This window comes from Brevundimonas sp. Leaf280, from assembly GCF_001422455.1.
Classification (GTDB): domain Bacteria; phylum Pseudomonadota; class Alphaproteobacteria; order Caulobacterales; family Caulobacteraceae; genus Brevundimonas.
Genome location: NZ_LMNC01000004.1, coordinates 155,323 through 169,919, shown reverse-complemented (window position 1 = coordinate 169,919; position 14,597 = coordinate 155,323). Strand labels below are relative to the sequence as shown.

The following is a 14,597-nucleotide window of genomic DNA, read 5'->3' as shown; positions in this document are numbered from 1 at the left end:
CTGCATCTGCGGAGCAGAAGCGCCCTTTCGGTTCGATCCAGGGGCTCAGATATTCATTCGAGGTCGCTGCCGGGTCTGCCCCGACCAGAGGCCGAAAGTAGAGTAAAAGCCTGATTATATGACAGATACCGTCGCCTCCCTCGCTGTCGAGCCCCGCTTGAACCGCCGCCAGGCCGCCAAGATCCGCACGCGACAAAAGGTTCTGGACGCCGCCCGCTCGCTCTTCGCCGAGCGCGGGTATGAGCCCGCCACGATCCGCGACATCGCCAAGGGCGCGGGCATGTCCACCGGCGCCGTCTTCGCCAACTTCCAGGACAAGGCCGAGCTGTTCGAAGCCGTCCTGACCGAGGACATGACGCGTCTGGCCGAGGTGGTCGAGGCCGCGGCGCCTGAAGGCGAGCCCGTCCGCCAGCGCCTCGTCAGCGCCCTGAGCGCCGGCTATCACTCGTCGCTGGACCAACTGCCGCTGTTCCAAGCCATCGTGGCCCGCTCGTGGTTCCAGCCCCTGGCCGCCGAAATGCGCGCCCGGGCCGCGACCAAGAACCTGCTGCTCGCCATCAGCAACATCCTTCAGGATGCGGTGGCCAAGGGCGAGCTGTCCAAGGACGCCGACAGCCGTCTGCTGGTCGAGCTGATCTGGGACGCCTATCTGTCGAACTATCGCCGCGCCGCCTATGACGAATGGGACGCGCAGGCACTGTCGGATCATATGGGCAAGCAGATCGACGTGATCCTGGCCGGCGCCATCGCCGCCAAATAGGCCAGAGCAAAGCCGCTTTTCGGAAGGCCGGGTCTGCCAACGCGGGTCCGGCCTGTTTCGTGAGCGTCAGGCCCGGCGTTTCAGGGTGACGTAGAAGGCGCCGTTTCCGCCGTGCTTCTGGTGGGCGATGGTGAAGCCCGACACCACGCCGCGCAGTGCGGGCGAATGCATCCATTCCGCAAAGGCCGAGCGGATCACCCCGCCGCCCATCCGACCCTGTCCGGTGATGACCAGCACCGCCCGCATTCCGCGCGCCTGGCAGGATGTCAGGAAGCCTCGAAGCTGATCCTCAGCCTCGAACCGGCCAAAGCCATGCAGGTCGATGCGCGCCTCGATCGGATCGCGTTCGCGCGACAGCCGCTGTTTGCGGCGCGGCTCCAGATCCTCGGGCGCGGGCTTGGGCTTGTTCGGCGAGGGTCGCTTTTCCGCCGGTGGCGCGACAGCGGTGCGTTTGGGAGACGCCTTGACCAGGGGGCGCGGGCGCTCGATCGGCGTCACCACGATCTCGGGCGGCGTTTCGGCGCCGGGCGTAACGCGGGCGGCCTTGCGCGTCCTCGGCGTCACGACCGATCCGGCCACGCGGGTCCAGATGCGACGGTCTTCGGGCGTCAGTCCGTTTTCGTCACGGCTCGGGCCCTTTCGCCTCATGCCTCGCCGTCGTCCTCGATGGTGTCGCCGGGCCCTGGCTCGTGCGCCAGCAGATCGCCGGGCTGGCAGTCCAGCTCGCGGCACAGGGCGTCCAGGGTGGAGAACCGAACCGCGCGCGCCTTGCCCGTCTTCAGGATCGACAGGTTCGCCACCGTCACCCCGACCCGGTCGGCGAGTTCGGTCAACGACATGCGGCGTTCCACGAGGACGCGGTCGAGCTGGACGCGGATGGCCATGCGCAAATCCTACTTCGAAACGGCTCAGATCGTCAGTTCGGATTCGCGACGCAGGCGCGCGCCCTCGCGGAACACCTCCGCCAGCACGAAGACGATGAGCACGGAAAAGATGGGGGTCAGCAGTTCGCCGAAGCCCTGTGGATCCATGACGCCGGGCGCCAGCCGCTTGGCGACGAAGCCTTGAGCCACCCAGACGCCGCCGGTCACGACCGCCAGGGTCAGGCCGATCTGGCGCAGACGGCGCACGTTATCGGGCTGGAACGGGTCGCCCATGGTCAGGGTGCGGATGATGCGGCGCAGGCTGCGCAAGATCAGCATGAACCCGCCGAAGTAAGCGGTCGCGGCGCCCAAGCCGAACAGCAGCAGGGTGCGCGTCAGCGGCAGTTGCTTGCCGCCGGAATCCCCGCTGACGGTGATGTTCACATTGTCCAGGGGAATGAAGATCGCGGCGATGACCAGCAGCAGCAAAATGCCGGTGATCAGCCAGAGAAGGATATAGGCGACGTCCAGAACTACTTTCAGCACGCTGGACACCGAACCCGGACCGAGCGCCTTGATCGGCGCGCCCAGCCAGTTCGGAACGCTTGCCTCGCCTCGCTTCAGCGGATTTGGCGGCAGGGGCAGGCGCATGGTCTTTTTGATCTCAAGCCGGGCAAGGCGGGGCGATGGCCACGCGGGGTCCGGCGAACCCGCGCGCGGCTCTATACATCGCGGTCTTCATGCAGGTCGTCAAAGCTCCAGTGATCGAAAAGCGAGGGATCAAAGGGCTTGGAACAGGGTAACGACCAGGGCGGTGGGCAGGGCGGCGATCAGAACGGTGCTGACAAAAGCAGCGCCGACCTTGTCGAGCCACATCGAGGTGTTCATCGTATGCATTGTGGTTCTCCGTCTTTCGTGTTTGGGCGATTATCGCCGTTTGGATTTATTAGCCGCATGATCGTTCCCGGTTTTCCGGAAGTCCTGAACGCTGCGGCCTCGTTCCTGACGATCAATAGATAGGCCGTGCGGGCGGAAAAGGCACGTTACATATCGTTTAACGATATTAAACTTTGGCAATAGACTGTTTCAGGAGCGTGATCGACGATGAATCTCAAGCTTATCAAAGGGATGCGGATCGTCGTGGCGACGCATAACGCCGGCAAGGTTCCCGAAATCTCGGCGCTGCTCGGCGGAAATTACGAACTCGTCACCGCCGGCCAGCTGAACCTGCCCGAACCCGACGAAACGGAGAGCACCTTCACCGGCAACGCCATGCTGAAGGCGCGTCACGCGGCTGAGCTGTCAGGAGAGGTTTCGCTGGCCGACGATTCCGGCCTGTCGGTCGCGGCGCTGGATGGCGCGCCGGGCATCTTCTCTGCGCGCTGGGCCGGGCCGGGCAAGGATTTCGCCGTCGCCATGAAGAAGGTCGAGGAGCGGCTGGAAGAGATCGGCGCGACGGACCGCACCGCCTGGTTCACCTCGGCCCTGGCGATCGCCTGGCCGGACGGCCCGTGCGTCGTGGTCCAGGGCGAGGTTCACGGCCAGCTGACCTTCCCCCCACGCGGCGATCGCGGGTTCGGCTACGACCCGCTTTTCATTCCGAGTGGCGGCGATCAGACCTTTGGCGAGATGGAGCCGGCGGCCAAGGACGCCATCAGCCACCGCACCGTCGCCTTCGCCAAGCTGAGAGCCGCCCTGATTGACTGATCCGCTTGATCCGGGATCGGACGTCGGCCTCTACGTCCACTGGCCCTATTGCGCGCGCATCTGCCCCTACTGCGACTTCAACGTCGTGCGCGATCGCGGGCGCACCGAGGAACAGGCCGGGCTGGTCGAGGCGATCCTGGCGGATCTGCACGCCCAGAGAGATCTGACAGGCCCGCGACGGCTGGCCTCGATCTTCTTTGGAGGCGGCACGCCGTCGCTGATGGCGCCCGACGCCGTCGCGCGGATCGTGGCGGCGGCCCGCAACATGTTCCCGCCCACCGGTGACATCGAGATCACGCTGGAGGCCAATCCCACGGACGCCGAGGCCGGCCGGTTCGCGGCCCTGGCCGACGCCGGGATCAACCGCCTGTCGATGGGGGTTCAGGCGCTGGACGACGCCGCCCTGCGTTTTTTGGGTCGCGACCATTCGGCGGCCGAGGCCCTGCGCGCGGTCGATCTGGCCCGCCGCGCCTTCGACCGTCTGTCCATCGACCTGATCTACGCCCGACCGGACCAGACGCCGCAGGCCTGGGCCGCCGAACTGAAGGCGGCGCTGGCGCTCGGGTTCGAACACGTCTCGCCCTATCAACTGACCATAGAGCCGACGACCGCCTTTGGCCGGGCCTTCGTACGCGGAACCCTGACCCCACCCGACGAGGACCGGGCCGCCTCACTCTACGAAACCACCCAGGATGTCCTCTCGGCCACCGGCTTCGAAGCCTATGAGGTGTCCAACCACGCCCGCGGTCCCGCCGCCCGCTCGTCGCACAATCTGCATGTCTGGCGCGGCGGCGACTATCTGGGCCTTGGCCCCGGCGCCCACGGCCGGCTGACGCTGGACGGCGTCAGGACCGCCACCGTCGCCCACCGCCGCATCGCCGACTATGTGGCGGGCGTCTTAGGCCTCACGCCCTGGTCCGAGCGCGACGCCCAGACCCTGTCCGACGCCGCCGAAGAACGGCTGCTGCTGGCCCTTCGCACCACCGAAGGCGCGCCTGTCGCCCTGCTGTCGGCGCTCGGCCTGTCTCCCGAACTCGCGCCGGTCGCGGACCTGATCGCCGACGGGTTCCTGATGCTGAAGGCCGAGCGACTGATCGCCACCGAGCGCGGCCGCCCGGTGCTGGACGGCGTGCTGAAGGCGCTGCTGACCTAGGCCTTCTTCAGCCCCAGCATTCCCAGCCAGCCGCCGCTGGTCAGCAAAGCCACGTCCAGCAGGGCCAGCGGCAGCGGCGTCGAAACCGGCGCGGCGATGAAGCGCGAGCGCCAGTCCGGGCCGAACTTGGCCTTGTAGCTGCGCAGACCCTGGAAGCCGTAGAGCGCCCCGCCCTCTTCGAACACCAGGGCGCCGACACGGGCGAAGACCGGCGCGATGCGACGATCCTCCAGCCCAGCCAGCGGCGCCATGCCCAGGTCGAAGCTGGCCAGGCCTTCCGCCTTGGCCCACTGGGCGCAGCGAATGAACAGATAGTCCATCACCCCATGCGGCGCGTCCGGCCGATGGCGCATCAGATCCACCGCCGCTTCGTCCGGCGAGGTCAGCAGATTGGCGAAGGCGACGATGCGGCCGCCCTCCTTGACCACCGCCAGCGGCGTCAGGTCCAGATAGTCGACGTCGAAGCGCCCCAAGGAGAAGGATTTCTCCGAGCCCTCATGCATGGCCAGCCAGGCGTCCGAAATCTGGCGCAGCTCGTCCGCTATCGCTGCGGCCGAACCGGGCGGAAGAACCTCGAACGAGGAGCCCTCACGCTCGGCGCGATTGATGGCTGTGCGAAGGTTCTGCTTGCCCTTGCCCTCGATGGAGAAGCGGTGGGCGTCGATCACGGCCGTCTCGCCGACCTTGCGCACCGCCAGCCCCATGGTCGCAAGATCGCCCAGCACCTCTTCGCTGACCGAATAGAAGACCGCCGCCCCACCATAACTGTCGGCCATCTCGGCGAAGGACCACAGCAACTCCAGCCGTTCGCTCTTGAGCCCTGCCGGTTCGCCCATGGCGATCCAGCGCCGCCCCCGCACGCGATAGGCCAGGAAGCTGGAACCCGACGGGCTGAACATCAGCGCCTTGTCGCCCAGCATGGCCAGCCAGGCCTCGGGCGTGGCCGTATCAGCCGTCTGCAACGCCTGGAGCGCGCGATCGATGTCGGCCTTGTTGGCCGGTCCGTGACTGTGGGCGCCCGGCGAGCTCAGCAGCGAGCGCCCGGCCACCACCAGCGTCAGGATCGCCAGAACCAGCCCGGCCCGCAGGAAGCCGGACGCCTGGCGATCACTGAGGAAGCGCCACCACAGCTCGTCATTATAGGCCACGTCGCGATAGGCGAAGAAGCCCAGCCACAGCATGGCCGCCACCACCGCCGTCAACAGCAACAGCCAGCTCGGCCGCAGCGGCTCGCTGAGCCGCGAGCGTCGGTTGAAGGCCGTACGGCACGGCGCCAGGAGCGCGGCGACGACCAGCAGATCCGTCGCCTGTTCCCAATCCAGCCCCTTCAGCACCGAAAACACCGCCCCGGCCGCCAGGACCAGCAGGGCGGCCCAATAGGCGCCGCGCCGACGCCGCCATAGACCCGCCGACAAGAGCAGAAGCAGGAAACCGGCGATGCTGCCGACAAAGTGCGACAGGTCGATCAGGATCGGAGAGACGACGCCCGTCAGCTGGCGCAGTCGACTGTCGAACTCGGGCGTCACCGCAGAGGCCAGCATCAGCGCGCCTGCGCCGAAGGCCAGCACCGCAAAGATCTGGGGCGTCAGTTCGAAGGCCAGACCCGCCAGTCGGCGGATCAGACCGGATGTGTGCCGGGGGCGGCTGGACAAGCGTGGCCTCTCGAATCGCGGATCGCCCGAACATAGACCAAGAATCGTCCAACCGGGGCGCTGCCAAGGTCATTTCGGGGCATACGAAACAATCCGTAACAGAGCGAGTATATAGGGGTGCGGGCGTCGGGCCCGTGCAACTGGGGATGACCCATGACCATCAAGACCGCTCTTCTGGCTGGCGCCGCCGCCGCCTTCATGACCGCCGCGCCGGCTCTGGCGCAAGAAACGACGCCCGCTCCCGCCGCCGCGCCTGCCGCCGCTGCGTCCTCGCAGCAATCGCTGTCGCTGAATCCCGGATCGAGCGTTTCCGGTCCTGATGGCGAGCTGGGCAAGCTTGAGGGCGTTCAGAACAATGCCGAAGGCAAGCAGGAACTCACCGTTCGCGGCGCCGACGGCCAACTTCGCGCCGTGCCGCTGAGCGGCATCCGCCAGGAAGGAACCGGCGTCGTGGTGGCCTACACCAAGGCCGAGTTTGACGCCGCCGCTCCGATCGCCGGCGCCCCGGCGGCCCCCGCCGCTGATCCGGCCGCCGCCCCTGCGCCGACTGCGGAACCCGCCGCCGAGCCGACCGATCCGGCGACCACCGAACCGGCGACCCCGGCTCAGGACAGCGCCACGCCGGCTCCGACCGAGCCTCAATAAGACTGCCTTCCAAAGCTGAATGATAAAGGGCGGTCGGGTTTCCCGGCCGCCCTTTCGTCTGTCCGCACCCCAGCGGCGACAGTGGCGCAGCAAAAAGGGCGGCTCGTGAGAGCCGCCCTTTTCCTTGTAGACCTACTGTCGGATCAAGCGCGACGCTTGACCAGTCCCAGAAGGAACAGCAGCAGACAGGCGCCCAGGAACGCCACGATCAGGGTGACGAAGTTGAAGCCGCCAACCGGCGTGCCGAAGATGTTGTTCGAGATGAAGCCGCCGAGCAGAGCGCCGATGACGCCGACGATCAGGTTCGTCAGCAGGCCGTGATTGCGACCCATGACCTTTTCAGCCAGCCAGCCGGCGACGATGCCGATGACGAGCCAACCAATGATTCCGAGACCCATGCTGTGGTTCCTTCCTTTAAAAGCCAAGCTGTTGCAGTAAATGCGGCTCGGGCCATACGGTTGCGTCATCGTTCAAAGCTTGCCGCAATAAGGTCGAATTCGCCTCTGGCGCGATCCGGCACGGCGATTGCCGTGATCGACGTGTGTCGTCCCGCATCGGGACAGACGTTGAGACGAGGATCACCGTCATGGCCGACGACATCGACCTTCATCTGGGCCGCCGCCTGCGCCGCCGTCGCCGCCTGCTGGGCCTGACCCAGCAGCAGTTGGCCGTCCAGGTCGGCATCCGCTTTCAGCAGATCCAGAAGTACGAATGCGGCGCCAACCGCATCTCCGCCGCGCGCCTGTGGCAGTTGGCGGAGGCGCTGGAAACGCCCGTCGCCTATTTCTACGATGGCTTGGCCGAGGCGATGGAGGCCGACGCGCCGACGCCCAAGGGCGGCGAAGTCTTCTCGCGCAAGGAAACGCTGGATCTGATCCAGGCCTATTATCAGTTGGACGAACGGCCCCGCCGGCGTTTGCTGGACCTGGCCAAGTCCCTGCATGCGGGCGACGCAGCCGCCGCCTGATCTGCGCGTCTCCCCGATCTGCACGTCTCAAGGGGCGCCCATGCCGGCGAAAGCGCGGTAAGGGAACCCCATGACCGAACACGAAGCCTTCGCCATCGAACTGGCGCGCGAAGCCGCGCGCGTGACCCTGCCCTTCTTCCGCTCGGACATCGGGCATGAGGACAAGGGCGGCGCGGCCGGCTTCGATCCCGTCACAGAGGCCGACAAACAGGCCGAGGCCGCCATCCGCCGCCTGATCGCCGCCCGCTATCCCGACCACGGCGTCATCGGCGAGGAGTATGGCGAGGATCGGCCGGACGCCGAGCACGTCTGGGTGCTGGATCCCATCGACGGCACGCGCGCCTTCATCTCGGGCCTGCCGCTGTGGACCACGCTGATCGCCCTGCGCACGTGCGGAAAGCCGATCGTCGGTGTCATCGCCCAGCCCTATCTGGATGAAATCTTCATCGGCGGCCCGTCCGGCGCGCGCCTGTTGCGCGGCGATGTCGAGACGCCGCTAGCCGTGCGGTCCTGCGAGACGCTGACCGAAGCCGTCATCTCGACGACGGACCCCGACATCTTCAACGGCGCCGAACTGGGCGCCTGGACCCAGGTGCGTGCGACCGCCCGCTTGGCGCGCCTGGGCTGCGACGCCTACGCCTACGCCATGGTGGCGGCGGGCAAGATGGATCTGGTCGCCGAGACCAGCCTGAAGCCCTGGGACTGGTCCGCCCTTGTGCCCGTCATCGAGGCGGCGGGCGGCAAGGTCGTCAACTGGCGCGGCGCAGCGCCGGACGACAGGGGCCAGGTCCTCGCCGTCGGCGACGCGCGCCTGATCGACCAGGCGCTGGTGACGCTGAAACGTGCGGCCGCCTAACGCTCTCACCTGGCGCATATTGACGCAGGTCGAGAGACGGCGTCAGGGTGCGAACGGTTGAGGGGACGGATTTCGATGACTGGACAGTCCAAATTGGTTGTCGGCGTCGACGTGCCCTGGGTCACGAGCTGGAGCGGCGAAGAGATTACGGGCGCCGCGCCGTGCCGAACCGTCGGCGGCCGTCTCGCCCTGATGCAGGCCAGCGCACCCGGCGCCGGCAAGCCGCAATATTCGAAGAACCATCTGGTCCGACAGCGCCTCACCGTCGCGCGCATGCTGTGTCCGATGTGCGGCGAGCCGACCCAGGAGAGCGATCGCTGGACCCAGATCGCCGCGCGACGATGCGCCGGACAGCTCAGGGCGCGCGGCGGTCAGGTTCGCGCGGACATCGCCGACGACCGGGTCATGATCGACGCCGGCTCGATCGCGCCCCTGCACCGCCGCTGCGTCGACCGCTCGATGAAATACTGCCCGCACCTGCGCGCCAGCGACGACGTGATGGTCATGCGCTTCCCGCGCGAGTGGATCGTTCTGCCCCTGCTGATCAAGGCCGAGACCGGCCCCGGCGTCGCCGTCGCCTTCCTGCAGCTATGCGGCGTCACCCAGACGATCGACCGACGCTGGCGCGCCGAAACCGCCGCCTGAACGATCAGCCCGCCGTCACGTCCGCCGTCCTCGCCGACGGATCGGTGAGCGCGTCCGCCGCAGGCGCGACCAGATCGGCCATGGCGTCGAATTCGTTCAGGAAGACCGCGCGCAGGTCGTCGGCCTCCATGATGACCTCGTGCTTGGCGCCGGCGACCTCGACGTAGCGGCCGCGCGGGACGCGTTTGGCGGCCCATTGGTTGGTTTGTTTCCAGACCACGTCGTCGGCGCTGGCCTGGACGATCACGACCGGCGCCTTGACCGCCTTCAGGGCCTTGGGCTTTAGCGCGCGCTCGCCGGCGTCCAGCGCAAAGGCCAGCCAGCCATAGGTGGGACCCCCGATGGCCAGGTGCGGGCAGGCGTACAGCTGCTGACGCCACATCTCATAGCGGGTCTCGTCCGAGGTCAGGGCGTCTTCGGCGAAGTTGTGATCGAACGGATCGTCGGGGTCGCCCAGGATATAGTCGCCGGCCTGGCCATGGCGGATGTTCCAGCGCACCACCAGCTTGACCGACCACATCGACCGTTTGCCGGTCTTGATGCGCAGCATGGGGCTGGACAACACCGCGCCGGCGAACCGGTCCTCGCCGCTTTCCAGCGTCAGCAGGTTCAGGCACGCGCCCATCGAGTGACCGACCATGAGCCACGGCTTGGGGCACTGGTCCTCATAGGCGTTCAGCAGGCGGTTGTAGTCGTCCAGAAACTCCTCGACCGCACGGGCGTGACCCTTCAGCCGGTCGGGCAGCAGACGGGCCGACAGCCCCTGGCCGCGCCAGTCGTGGGTCAGCACGCACCAACCGCGCGCCAGGAAGTTGCCGATCACCTCATAGTATTTCTCGATCGGCTCGGTGCGGCCGGGGCTGAGCACCACGGTGCCGCGCACCTTGTCCGCAGCGAGATGCGACGGCTTCCACAGCCCCGCGCGCAGGCGCATTCCGCCTGCGCCGCGAAACCAGTCGCCCTTTCCGCCGGGCGGCGGGGCGGCGCCGGGAACCCCCATCAGCGGGGCGTTGGCGGCGAAGGCTTGAGCGCGGTTCACTCGGGCTTCCTGAACTTCAAGGTCATGCGATCGCTCTCCCCGATCGCGTCGTATCTGGATCGGTCGAAAGCGGGGTCCGCCGGTTCGCCGCGCGGCGCCGTCAGGCGCGTGGGCGCCAGGGTGTCGACGCCGAACGGGTGATCCTTGGTGTCTTCCGGATTGGCGTTGATCTCGGACGCCTCGACGAAGACGAAGCCCGCCTCAGCCGCCAACTGGCGCACAAAGGCTTCCTGCACATAACCGTTGGCCGCGACCGGGTCCTGATCCTGCGCAGGGGCTAGCCGGTGCTGTTCGATGCCCAGGATACCGCCGGGGCGCAGGGCGGCGAAGGCGTCGGCGAAGGCCTTTTCCGCAATGCCCGCCGCCATCCAGCCATGCAGGGTTCGCATGAACAGGCACATCTCTGCCGTACCCGCTGCGGTCACCGGGCCGGACCCCGCGCCGAAGACCGAAAACTGCGGCTCGCCATAAAGCTTCTTGTCGCTGGAGAACCGCGTGCGGAACGCGGTGTTCAGCACGGCTTGGGCCGGATCGGCGGTCGGTCCTTCTGGGAACAGGGCGGCGACATAGGTTCCCGCCCCCTTGGCCAGATAGGGGGCCAGGATTTCGGTGTACCAGCCGCTGCCGGGCCAGAACTCCACCACCGTCATCTTGGGTTGGAGCCCGAAGAACCGCAGCGTCTCCATCGGGTGACGGAAGGCGTCGCGCGCCTTGTCCTGGGCCGAGCGCCACGACCCCTCGACCGCCCATTCCAGCGAGCCTTCCGGCGGCCCTGCGGGTGTGGGCGGCGCGGCGGGCGCCTTTGCGGCCTCGTCCTTGCGCCCGCAAGCCGCCACGCCGGTCAGCCCCAGCGCCGCAGCGCCGCTCAGCAGAAACCGACGCGACAATCCGCTCGCGCTCGCCAGACGATCAGCCATTCAAAACCTCCGCAGGACGCCGGGACCCGCGTCCGACGCACCCTGACGCCTTGGGCTTAATCGGGTTCGCAGGTCCGGTCAAAACGCAAGACGGCCTATTCGGGCTTGCGGAAACGCAAGGTCATCCGATCGCTCTCGCCGATGGCGTCGAAGGCGGCGCGTTCCTCGGGCGTCAGGGTGCGGCCGGACGGATCGTTGCGCGCGGCCGACTGGCGGATGGGCGGCAGGGTCCAGACGCCGAATGGATGATCGTGATCGTCCTTGGGATTGGCGTTCAGCTCGCTGCGCGCCTCCAGCACGAAGCCGGCGTTTCGCGCCTCATGGATCACATAGCTTTCGGGCACATAGCCGGTGGAGGCGACATCGGCCACGTTCAGCCCTTCCGCGCTGCGGTGCTGCTCGACCGCCAGCACGCCGCCGGGCTTCAAGGCCTTGAAGAAGGCCTGCAGATACGGCTGGGTCCGGTCGTTACGCGACCAGTTGTGGAAGGCGCGAGCCACCAGAATGAAGTCGGCGGTTCCGTCCGCCACGCCCATGCTTTCCAGCGGGCGATTGACCGGCACATAACGCCCGCCGGTCGCCGCCGCATAGGGTTCAAGGATGTGCCGCCACCAGCTGGCGCCGCCCGGCTCGATCTCCACCACCGTCATGCCTGGCGTCAGACCCCAGAAGGTCAGGGATTCATACGGATGACGATAGACGTCGCGCGCCCGGTCGGCGGCGGGCCGGGTCTCGGCGGCGATGGCGGTCTGCAAGGCCGTGTCGTCGGAGAAGGTCGGCATGGCGCTGGACAGGGCCGAGCGCGGCGGTGTCCACGCGCCCTGGGTCTGGGGCGACTGTTGGGCCAGGGCGGGGGCGGCGGACAGCAGGACGGCGACGAGGCCGTAGACGGCAGGGCGCATGATCGAGGGCTCCAGGTTCAGGTCGTTCTCCATAGGCAGGCGGGCCGCCCGCGCAAATGAACTTCGCGAGACACAGGCGGATTTGACGCAAGCAAAATCGTCGCGGCGACGCCCTTGACGCCGTTTCGTCGGTTCCCATCTTTGCTCTCGAGGACGCCGATTTCGGGTTCTCCAGACTGACGGCGCCGGTTTCGGGTCGTCGATCTGATCTCCCACCGTCCGGGCCAAAACGCCGGGCGGCTCAACCTTGCTGATCCTCAGGAGGATGCTGATGCGTACCTATGATTTTACCCCGCTGTACCGTTCGGCCGTCGGCTTCGACCGTCTGGCCAGTCTGCTGGAAAACGCCTCGCGCGCGACCAGCCAGGACACGGGTTATCCCCCCTACAACATCGAAACCACGGGCGAGAACGCTTATCGCATCGAGATCGCCGTCGCCGGCTTCAGCCCCGACGAGCTGAACATCGAGGTGAAGGAAAACCTGCTCACCGTGACCGGCCGCAAGACCGCCAACGATGATACGGCGACGCAGAAAACCTATCTGCATCGCGGTCTGGCCGAGCGCGATTTCGAGCGCCGGTTCCAGCTGGCCGACTATGTCGTCGTTAACGACGCCAACCTGGTCAACGGCCTGCTCTCGATCTCGCTGAAGCGCGAACTGCCCGAGGCGCTGAAGCCCCGCCGTATCGAAATCGGCGCCGGCCAGCCGCTGATCGAAGGCCAGGCCGAGAAGAAGGCCGAAGCGGCCTAAGCCGTTTCACGGCGAACTATGAAAGGGCGGCGTTCGCGCCGCCCTTTTTTATGCCGCCAAGTGCGAAAAGGCGGCGACGACCCGTTCATAGGCCGGGCGTTTGAACGGCACGATCAGGTCGCAGGCGTCCGAGAGCGGCCCCCAACGCCAGGCGTCGAACTCGACCTCGTCGTCGGCCGCCAGATCGATCTCGGCTTCGTCGCCGGTGAAGCGGAAGGCGAACCACTGCTGCTTCTGACCCTTGAAACCGCGCCAGGCCTTGGCGTTGTTCATGGCTTCGGGCGGGAAGTCGTACAGGATCCAGTCGTCCGTCCGCGCCAGCAGTTCGATCGAGGTGACGCCGGTCTCCTCATGCAGTTCGCGGCGGGCGGCCGCTTCCAGATCCTCGCCCGCATCGACGCCGCCTTGCGGGAACTGCCAGTTATGCGGGCCGGGCGTAGCGTGCCGCTGGCCGTACCAGACCAGGCCCTCGCGGTTGAACAGCACGACCCCGACATTGGGCCGATAGGCGTCGAGATCGGACACTAGCGCCCCGGCCGCATCGACATGGACGAGGCCGGCGCCAGTTGCAGGCCGCGCTGTTCCAGGCCGGCGGTCCAGCGGGCGGCGGCCTCGACCGTCACCGGATAGCTGAAGCCGGCCCCCAGGGCCGAACCGCGCAGCTTGGCCTGGGCTTCCAGACCATTCAGGGCGGCGACGATGGCGGCGGGCGACTGGGTCCGGTCGATGACGCGATCCGCGCTGGCCCGCGCCCAAGCGCCCGGTCGACGCTGGAACGAGCCGTCGTCCAGGAAGGCGACGCCACGCTGGCGCAGGACGCTCAGGAAGGCGTTCATGCCCGTGTCCGAGCCGGCGAACCGGTCGCCCAGATAGTTGGTCACGCCGAAATAGCCGGTGGCGCGGCTCAGCAGCCAGTCCATCTTGGCGGTCACGTCGTCGGCGCCGCCGTCGGCCAGCAGCGTATAGGGGCCGGGGTCGTTGTCGGGATAGCCGGTCGGCTCCATCGGCATTTCCAGCATGACCTCATGGCCCTGCGCGCGCGCCTGGTCGATCCAGCCCTGCAGATTGTCGGCGTAGGGCACGAAGCTGAGCGTGACCTCCGGCGGCAGGCGTTCGATCGCCGCGCGGGTGGTGACGGCGTTCAGGCCGAGACCGCCGACGATCAGCGACACGCGCGGCTTGCCGTTCGGACGGAACGGGCGAGCATAGGCCTGGGCCGGCACGCGGCCGTCGGGCGCGATCATCGGCAGGGGACCGTTGGATCCGGGCTGCGACAGGCCGGCGATGGGGGCCTTGGCCAACGGAGAGGCGGCGTGGACCGGCGCCGTGATGGGTGCGCCCTGACCCGAGACGCTGCCGCCGTCCGGCAGGGTGATGACGGCGTCGCCGCCTGCGGCCGGATCAGCGCCGCCCGCCAGATTTTGATAAAGCCCCATCGCGCCCATGGAGAAGGCTTCGAAGCCCGTCGGCGCCGGCGCTGGCGCTGCGGCCGCCTCGCGTTCCAGCGCGACATGGGCCGAGGGTGTTCCCGCCTTGGGATCACCCAGCACCGTCAAAAATAGGGCGCTGGTGCTGAGCAGCAGCAAGCCTGCCAGACCCGCCGCGACCGGCGGCTTCTTCAGGGCGTCGACGACAGGTTTCAGGCTCGGGCCGTCCTTGGCGCGCGGGGCGGTCCCGGCGGTGGCGGCGAGTGCGGATTGGCGTTTGGCGAACATGGGCAAGAGTGGAACCGATCTGGAA

At 67.5% G+C, this 14,597-nt stretch carries 18 protein-coding genes; 8 read left to right on the top strand and 10 right to left on the bottom strand.

Going from position 1 to position 14,597, the window contains the following annotated elements; all coding sequences use genetic code 11:
- The first annotated feature begins 118 nt into the window (after nucleotides 1-118).
- On the top strand, nucleotides 119-760 hold the full coding sequence (locus tag ASF31_RS09015; RefSeq protein ID WP_039243898.1) for a TetR/AcrR family transcriptional regulator: 642 nt from the start codon (nucleotides 119-121) through the stop codon (nucleotides 758-760).
- A 66-nt stretch (nucleotides 761-826) separates the two neighbouring features.
- Here ASF31_RS09015 and ASF31_RS09010 read toward each other — a convergent pair whose 3' ends face one another.
- The 3 genes from ASF31_RS09010 to ASF31_RS09000 are packed head-to-tail and all read right to left on the bottom strand — an operon-like array spanning nucleotide 827 to nucleotide 2,274.
- Nucleotides 827-1,408 (bottom strand): Smr/MutS family protein, encoded by a 582-nt coding sequence (locus ASF31_RS09010; protein ID WP_055754341.1) that lies wholly within the window; start codon nucleotides 1,406-1,408, stop codon nucleotides 827-829.
- Nucleotides 1,405-1,644, bottom strand: coding sequence for a helix-turn-helix transcriptional regulator (locus ASF31_RS09005; protein ID WP_017504942.1), 240 nt, complete (start codon nucleotides 1,642-1,644; stop codon nucleotides 1,405-1,407). The genes ASF31_RS09010 and ASF31_RS09005 overlap by 4 nt, the downstream gene beginning before the upstream one ends.
- A 24-nt stretch (nucleotides 1,645-1,668) precedes the next feature.
- Nucleotides 1,669-2,274 carry a DUF2975 domain-containing protein gene (locus tag ASF31_RS09000; RefSeq protein WP_055754340.1) on the bottom strand — a complete coding sequence of 202 codons (606 nt, stop codon included), beginning with the start codon at nucleotides 2,272-2,274 and terminating at the stop codon, nucleotides 1,669-1,671.
- A 453-nt stretch (nucleotides 2,275-2,727) separates the two neighbouring features.
- Between ASF31_RS09000 and rdgB the strand changes: the two genes are divergently transcribed.
- Entirely contained in the window at nucleotides 2,728-3,330 is a 603-nt protein-coding gene (gene rdgB / locus ASF31_RS08995) for an RdgB/HAM1 family non-canonical purine NTP pyrophosphatase (RefSeq protein WP_055754339.1), read from the top strand.
- A complete protein-coding gene (gene hemW / locus ASF31_RS08990; RefSeq protein WP_055754338.1) occupies nucleotides 3,323-4,483 on the top strand; it encodes a radical SAM family heme chaperone HemW in 1,161 nt (386 codons plus the stop codon). Before rdgB ends, hemW begins: the two co-directional genes overlap by 8 nt.
- Here the strand turns inward: hemW and ASF31_RS08985 are convergent.
- Entirely contained in the window at nucleotides 4,480-6,135 is a 1,656-nt protein-coding gene (locus ASF31_RS08985) for a GNAT family N-acetyltransferase (RefSeq protein WP_055754337.1), read from the bottom strand. The genes hemW and ASF31_RS08985 overlap by 4 nt on opposite strands.
- A gap of 153 nt (nucleotides 6,136-6,288) precedes the next feature.
- Here ASF31_RS08985 and ASF31_RS08980 point away from each other — a divergent pair, with 153 nt between their 5' ends.
- Complete coding sequence (locus tag ASF31_RS08980) at nucleotides 6,289-6,780, top strand: hypothetical protein (RefSeq protein WP_055754336.1); 492 nt, start codon at nucleotides 6,289-6,291, stop codon at nucleotides 6,778-6,780.
- A gap of 143 nt (nucleotides 6,781-6,923) precedes the next feature.
- On the opposite strand, the gene ASF31_RS08975 is transcribed toward ASF31_RS08980, so the two are convergent.
- On the bottom strand, nucleotides 6,924-7,178 hold the full coding sequence (locus tag ASF31_RS08975; RefSeq protein ID WP_055754335.1) for a GlsB/YeaQ/YmgE family stress response membrane protein: 255 nt from the start codon (nucleotides 7,176-7,178) through the stop codon (nucleotides 6,924-6,926).
- Nucleotides 7,179-7,366: 188 nt separating this feature from the next.
- On the opposite strand from ASF31_RS08975, the gene ASF31_RS08970 reads away from it, so the two are divergent.
- The 3 genes from ASF31_RS08970 to ASF31_RS08960 all read left to right on the top strand — a co-directional run bounded on the left by ASF31_RS08970 (nucleotide 7,367) and on the right by ASF31_RS08960 (nucleotide 9,248).
- A complete protein-coding gene (locus ASF31_RS08970; protein ID WP_055754334.1) occupies nucleotides 7,367-7,747 on the top strand; it encodes a helix-turn-helix domain-containing protein in 381 nt (126 codons plus the stop codon).
- 70 nt (nucleotides 7,748-7,817) lie between these two features.
- Complete coding sequence (gene hisN / locus ASF31_RS08965) at nucleotides 7,818-8,603, top strand: histidinol-phosphatase (RefSeq protein ID WP_055754333.1); 786 nt, start codon at nucleotides 7,818-7,820, stop codon at nucleotides 8,601-8,603.
- A 75-nt stretch (nucleotides 8,604-8,678) separates the two neighbouring features.
- Entirely contained in the window at nucleotides 8,679-9,248 is a 570-nt protein-coding gene (locus ASF31_RS08960) for a hypothetical protein (protein WP_055754332.1), read from the top strand.
- 4 nt (nucleotides 9,249-9,252) lie between these two features.
- On the opposite strand, the gene ASF31_RS08955 is transcribed toward ASF31_RS08960, so the two are convergent.
- The 3 genes from ASF31_RS08955 to ASF31_RS08945 form a co-directional block, all read right to left on the bottom strand.
- On the bottom strand, nucleotides 9,253-10,287 hold the full coding sequence (locus ASF31_RS08955) for an alpha/beta fold hydrolase (RefSeq protein WP_055754331.1): 1,035 nt from the start codon (nucleotides 10,285-10,287) through the stop codon (nucleotides 9,253-9,255).
- Entirely contained in the window at nucleotides 10,284-11,204 is a 921-nt protein-coding gene (locus ASF31_RS08950) for a class I SAM-dependent methyltransferase (RefSeq protein WP_055754330.1), read from the bottom strand. The genes ASF31_RS08955 and ASF31_RS08950 overlap by 4 nt, the downstream gene beginning before the upstream one ends.
- 95 nt (nucleotides 11,205-11,299) lie before the next feature.
- The gene (locus ASF31_RS08945; protein ID WP_055754470.1) at nucleotides 11,300-12,106 is read right to left on the bottom strand and encodes a class I SAM-dependent methyltransferase; all 807 of its coding nucleotides are present in this window, start codon (nucleotides 12,104-12,106) and stop codon (nucleotides 11,300-11,302) included.
- Between the two features lie 271 nt (nucleotides 12,107-12,377).
- On the opposite strand from ASF31_RS08945, the gene ASF31_RS08940 reads away from it, so the two are divergent.
- Entirely contained in the window at nucleotides 12,378-12,857 is a 480-nt protein-coding gene (locus ASF31_RS08940; RefSeq protein WP_055754469.1) for an Hsp20 family protein, read from the top strand.
- A 48-nt stretch (nucleotides 12,858-12,905) separates the two neighbouring features.
- Here ASF31_RS08940 and ASF31_RS08935 read toward each other — a convergent pair whose 3' ends face one another.
- Nucleotides 12,906-13,382 (bottom strand): RNA pyrophosphohydrolase, encoded by a 477-nt coding sequence (locus ASF31_RS08935; RefSeq protein WP_055754329.1) that lies wholly within the window; start codon nucleotides 13,380-13,382, stop codon nucleotides 12,906-12,908.
- Nucleotides 13,382-14,572: a divergent polysaccharide deacetylase family protein gene (locus tag ASF31_RS08930; protein WP_055754328.1), complete on the bottom strand. Its 1,191-nt coding sequence runs from the start codon at nucleotides 14,570-14,572 to the stop codon at nucleotides 13,382-13,384. The genes ASF31_RS08935 and ASF31_RS08930 overlap by 1 nt, the downstream gene beginning before the upstream one ends.
- Nucleotides 14,573-14,597: the final 25 nt, after the last annotated feature.

Coding starts and splice junctions, on each gene's coding strand:
- ASF31_RS09000 (WP_055754340.1), bottom strand. CDS start 2,274: ATGCGCCTGCCCCTGCCGCCAAATCCGCTGAAGCGAGGCGAGGCAAGC.
- ASF31_RS08930 (WP_055754328.1), bottom strand. CDS start 14,572: ATGTTCGCCAAACGCCAATCCGCACTCGCCGCCACCGCCGGGACCGCC.
- hisN (WP_055754333.1), top strand. CDS start 7,818: ATGACCGAACACGAAGCCTTCGCCATCGAACTGGCGCGCGAAGCCGCG.
- rdgB (WP_055754339.1), top strand. CDS start 2,728: ATGAATCTCAAGCTTATCAAAGGGATGCGGATCGTCGTGGCGACGCAT.
- ASF31_RS09015 (WP_039243898.1), top strand. CDS start 119: ATGACAGATACCGTCGCCTCCCTCGCTGTCGAGCCCCGCTTGAACCGC.
- ASF31_RS09010 (WP_055754341.1), bottom strand. CDS start 1,408: ATGAGGCGAAAGGGCCCGAGCCGTGACGAAAACGGACTGACGCCCGAA.
- ASF31_RS08960 (WP_055754332.1), top strand. CDS start 8,679: ATGACTGGACAGTCCAAATTGGTTGTCGGCGTCGACGTGCCCTGGGTC.
- ASF31_RS08980 (WP_055754336.1), top strand. CDS start 6,289: ATGACCATCAAGACCGCTCTTCTGGCTGGCGCCGCCGCCGCCTTCATG.
- ASF31_RS08940 (WP_055754469.1), top strand. CDS start 12,378: ATGCGTACCTATGATTTTACCCCGCTGTACCGTTCGGCCGTCGGCTTC.
- ASF31_RS08970 (WP_055754334.1), top strand. CDS start 7,367: ATGGCCGACGACATCGACCTTCATCTGGGCCGCCGCCTGCGCCGCCGT.
- ASF31_RS08975 (WP_055754335.1), bottom strand. CDS start 7,178: ATGGGTCTCGGAATCATTGGTTGGCTCGTCATCGGCATCGTCGCCGGC.
- ASF31_RS09005 (WP_017504942.1), bottom strand. CDS start 1,644: ATGGCCATCCGCGTCCAGCTCGACCGCGTCCTCGTGGAACGCCGCATG.
- ASF31_RS08945 (WP_055754470.1), bottom strand. CDS start 12,106: ATGCGCCCTGCCGTCTACGGCCTCGTCGCCGTCCTGCTGTCCGCCGCC.
- ASF31_RS08950 (WP_055754330.1), bottom strand. CDS start 11,204: ATGGCTGATCGTCTGGCGAGCGCGAGCGGATTGTCGCGTCGGTTTCTG.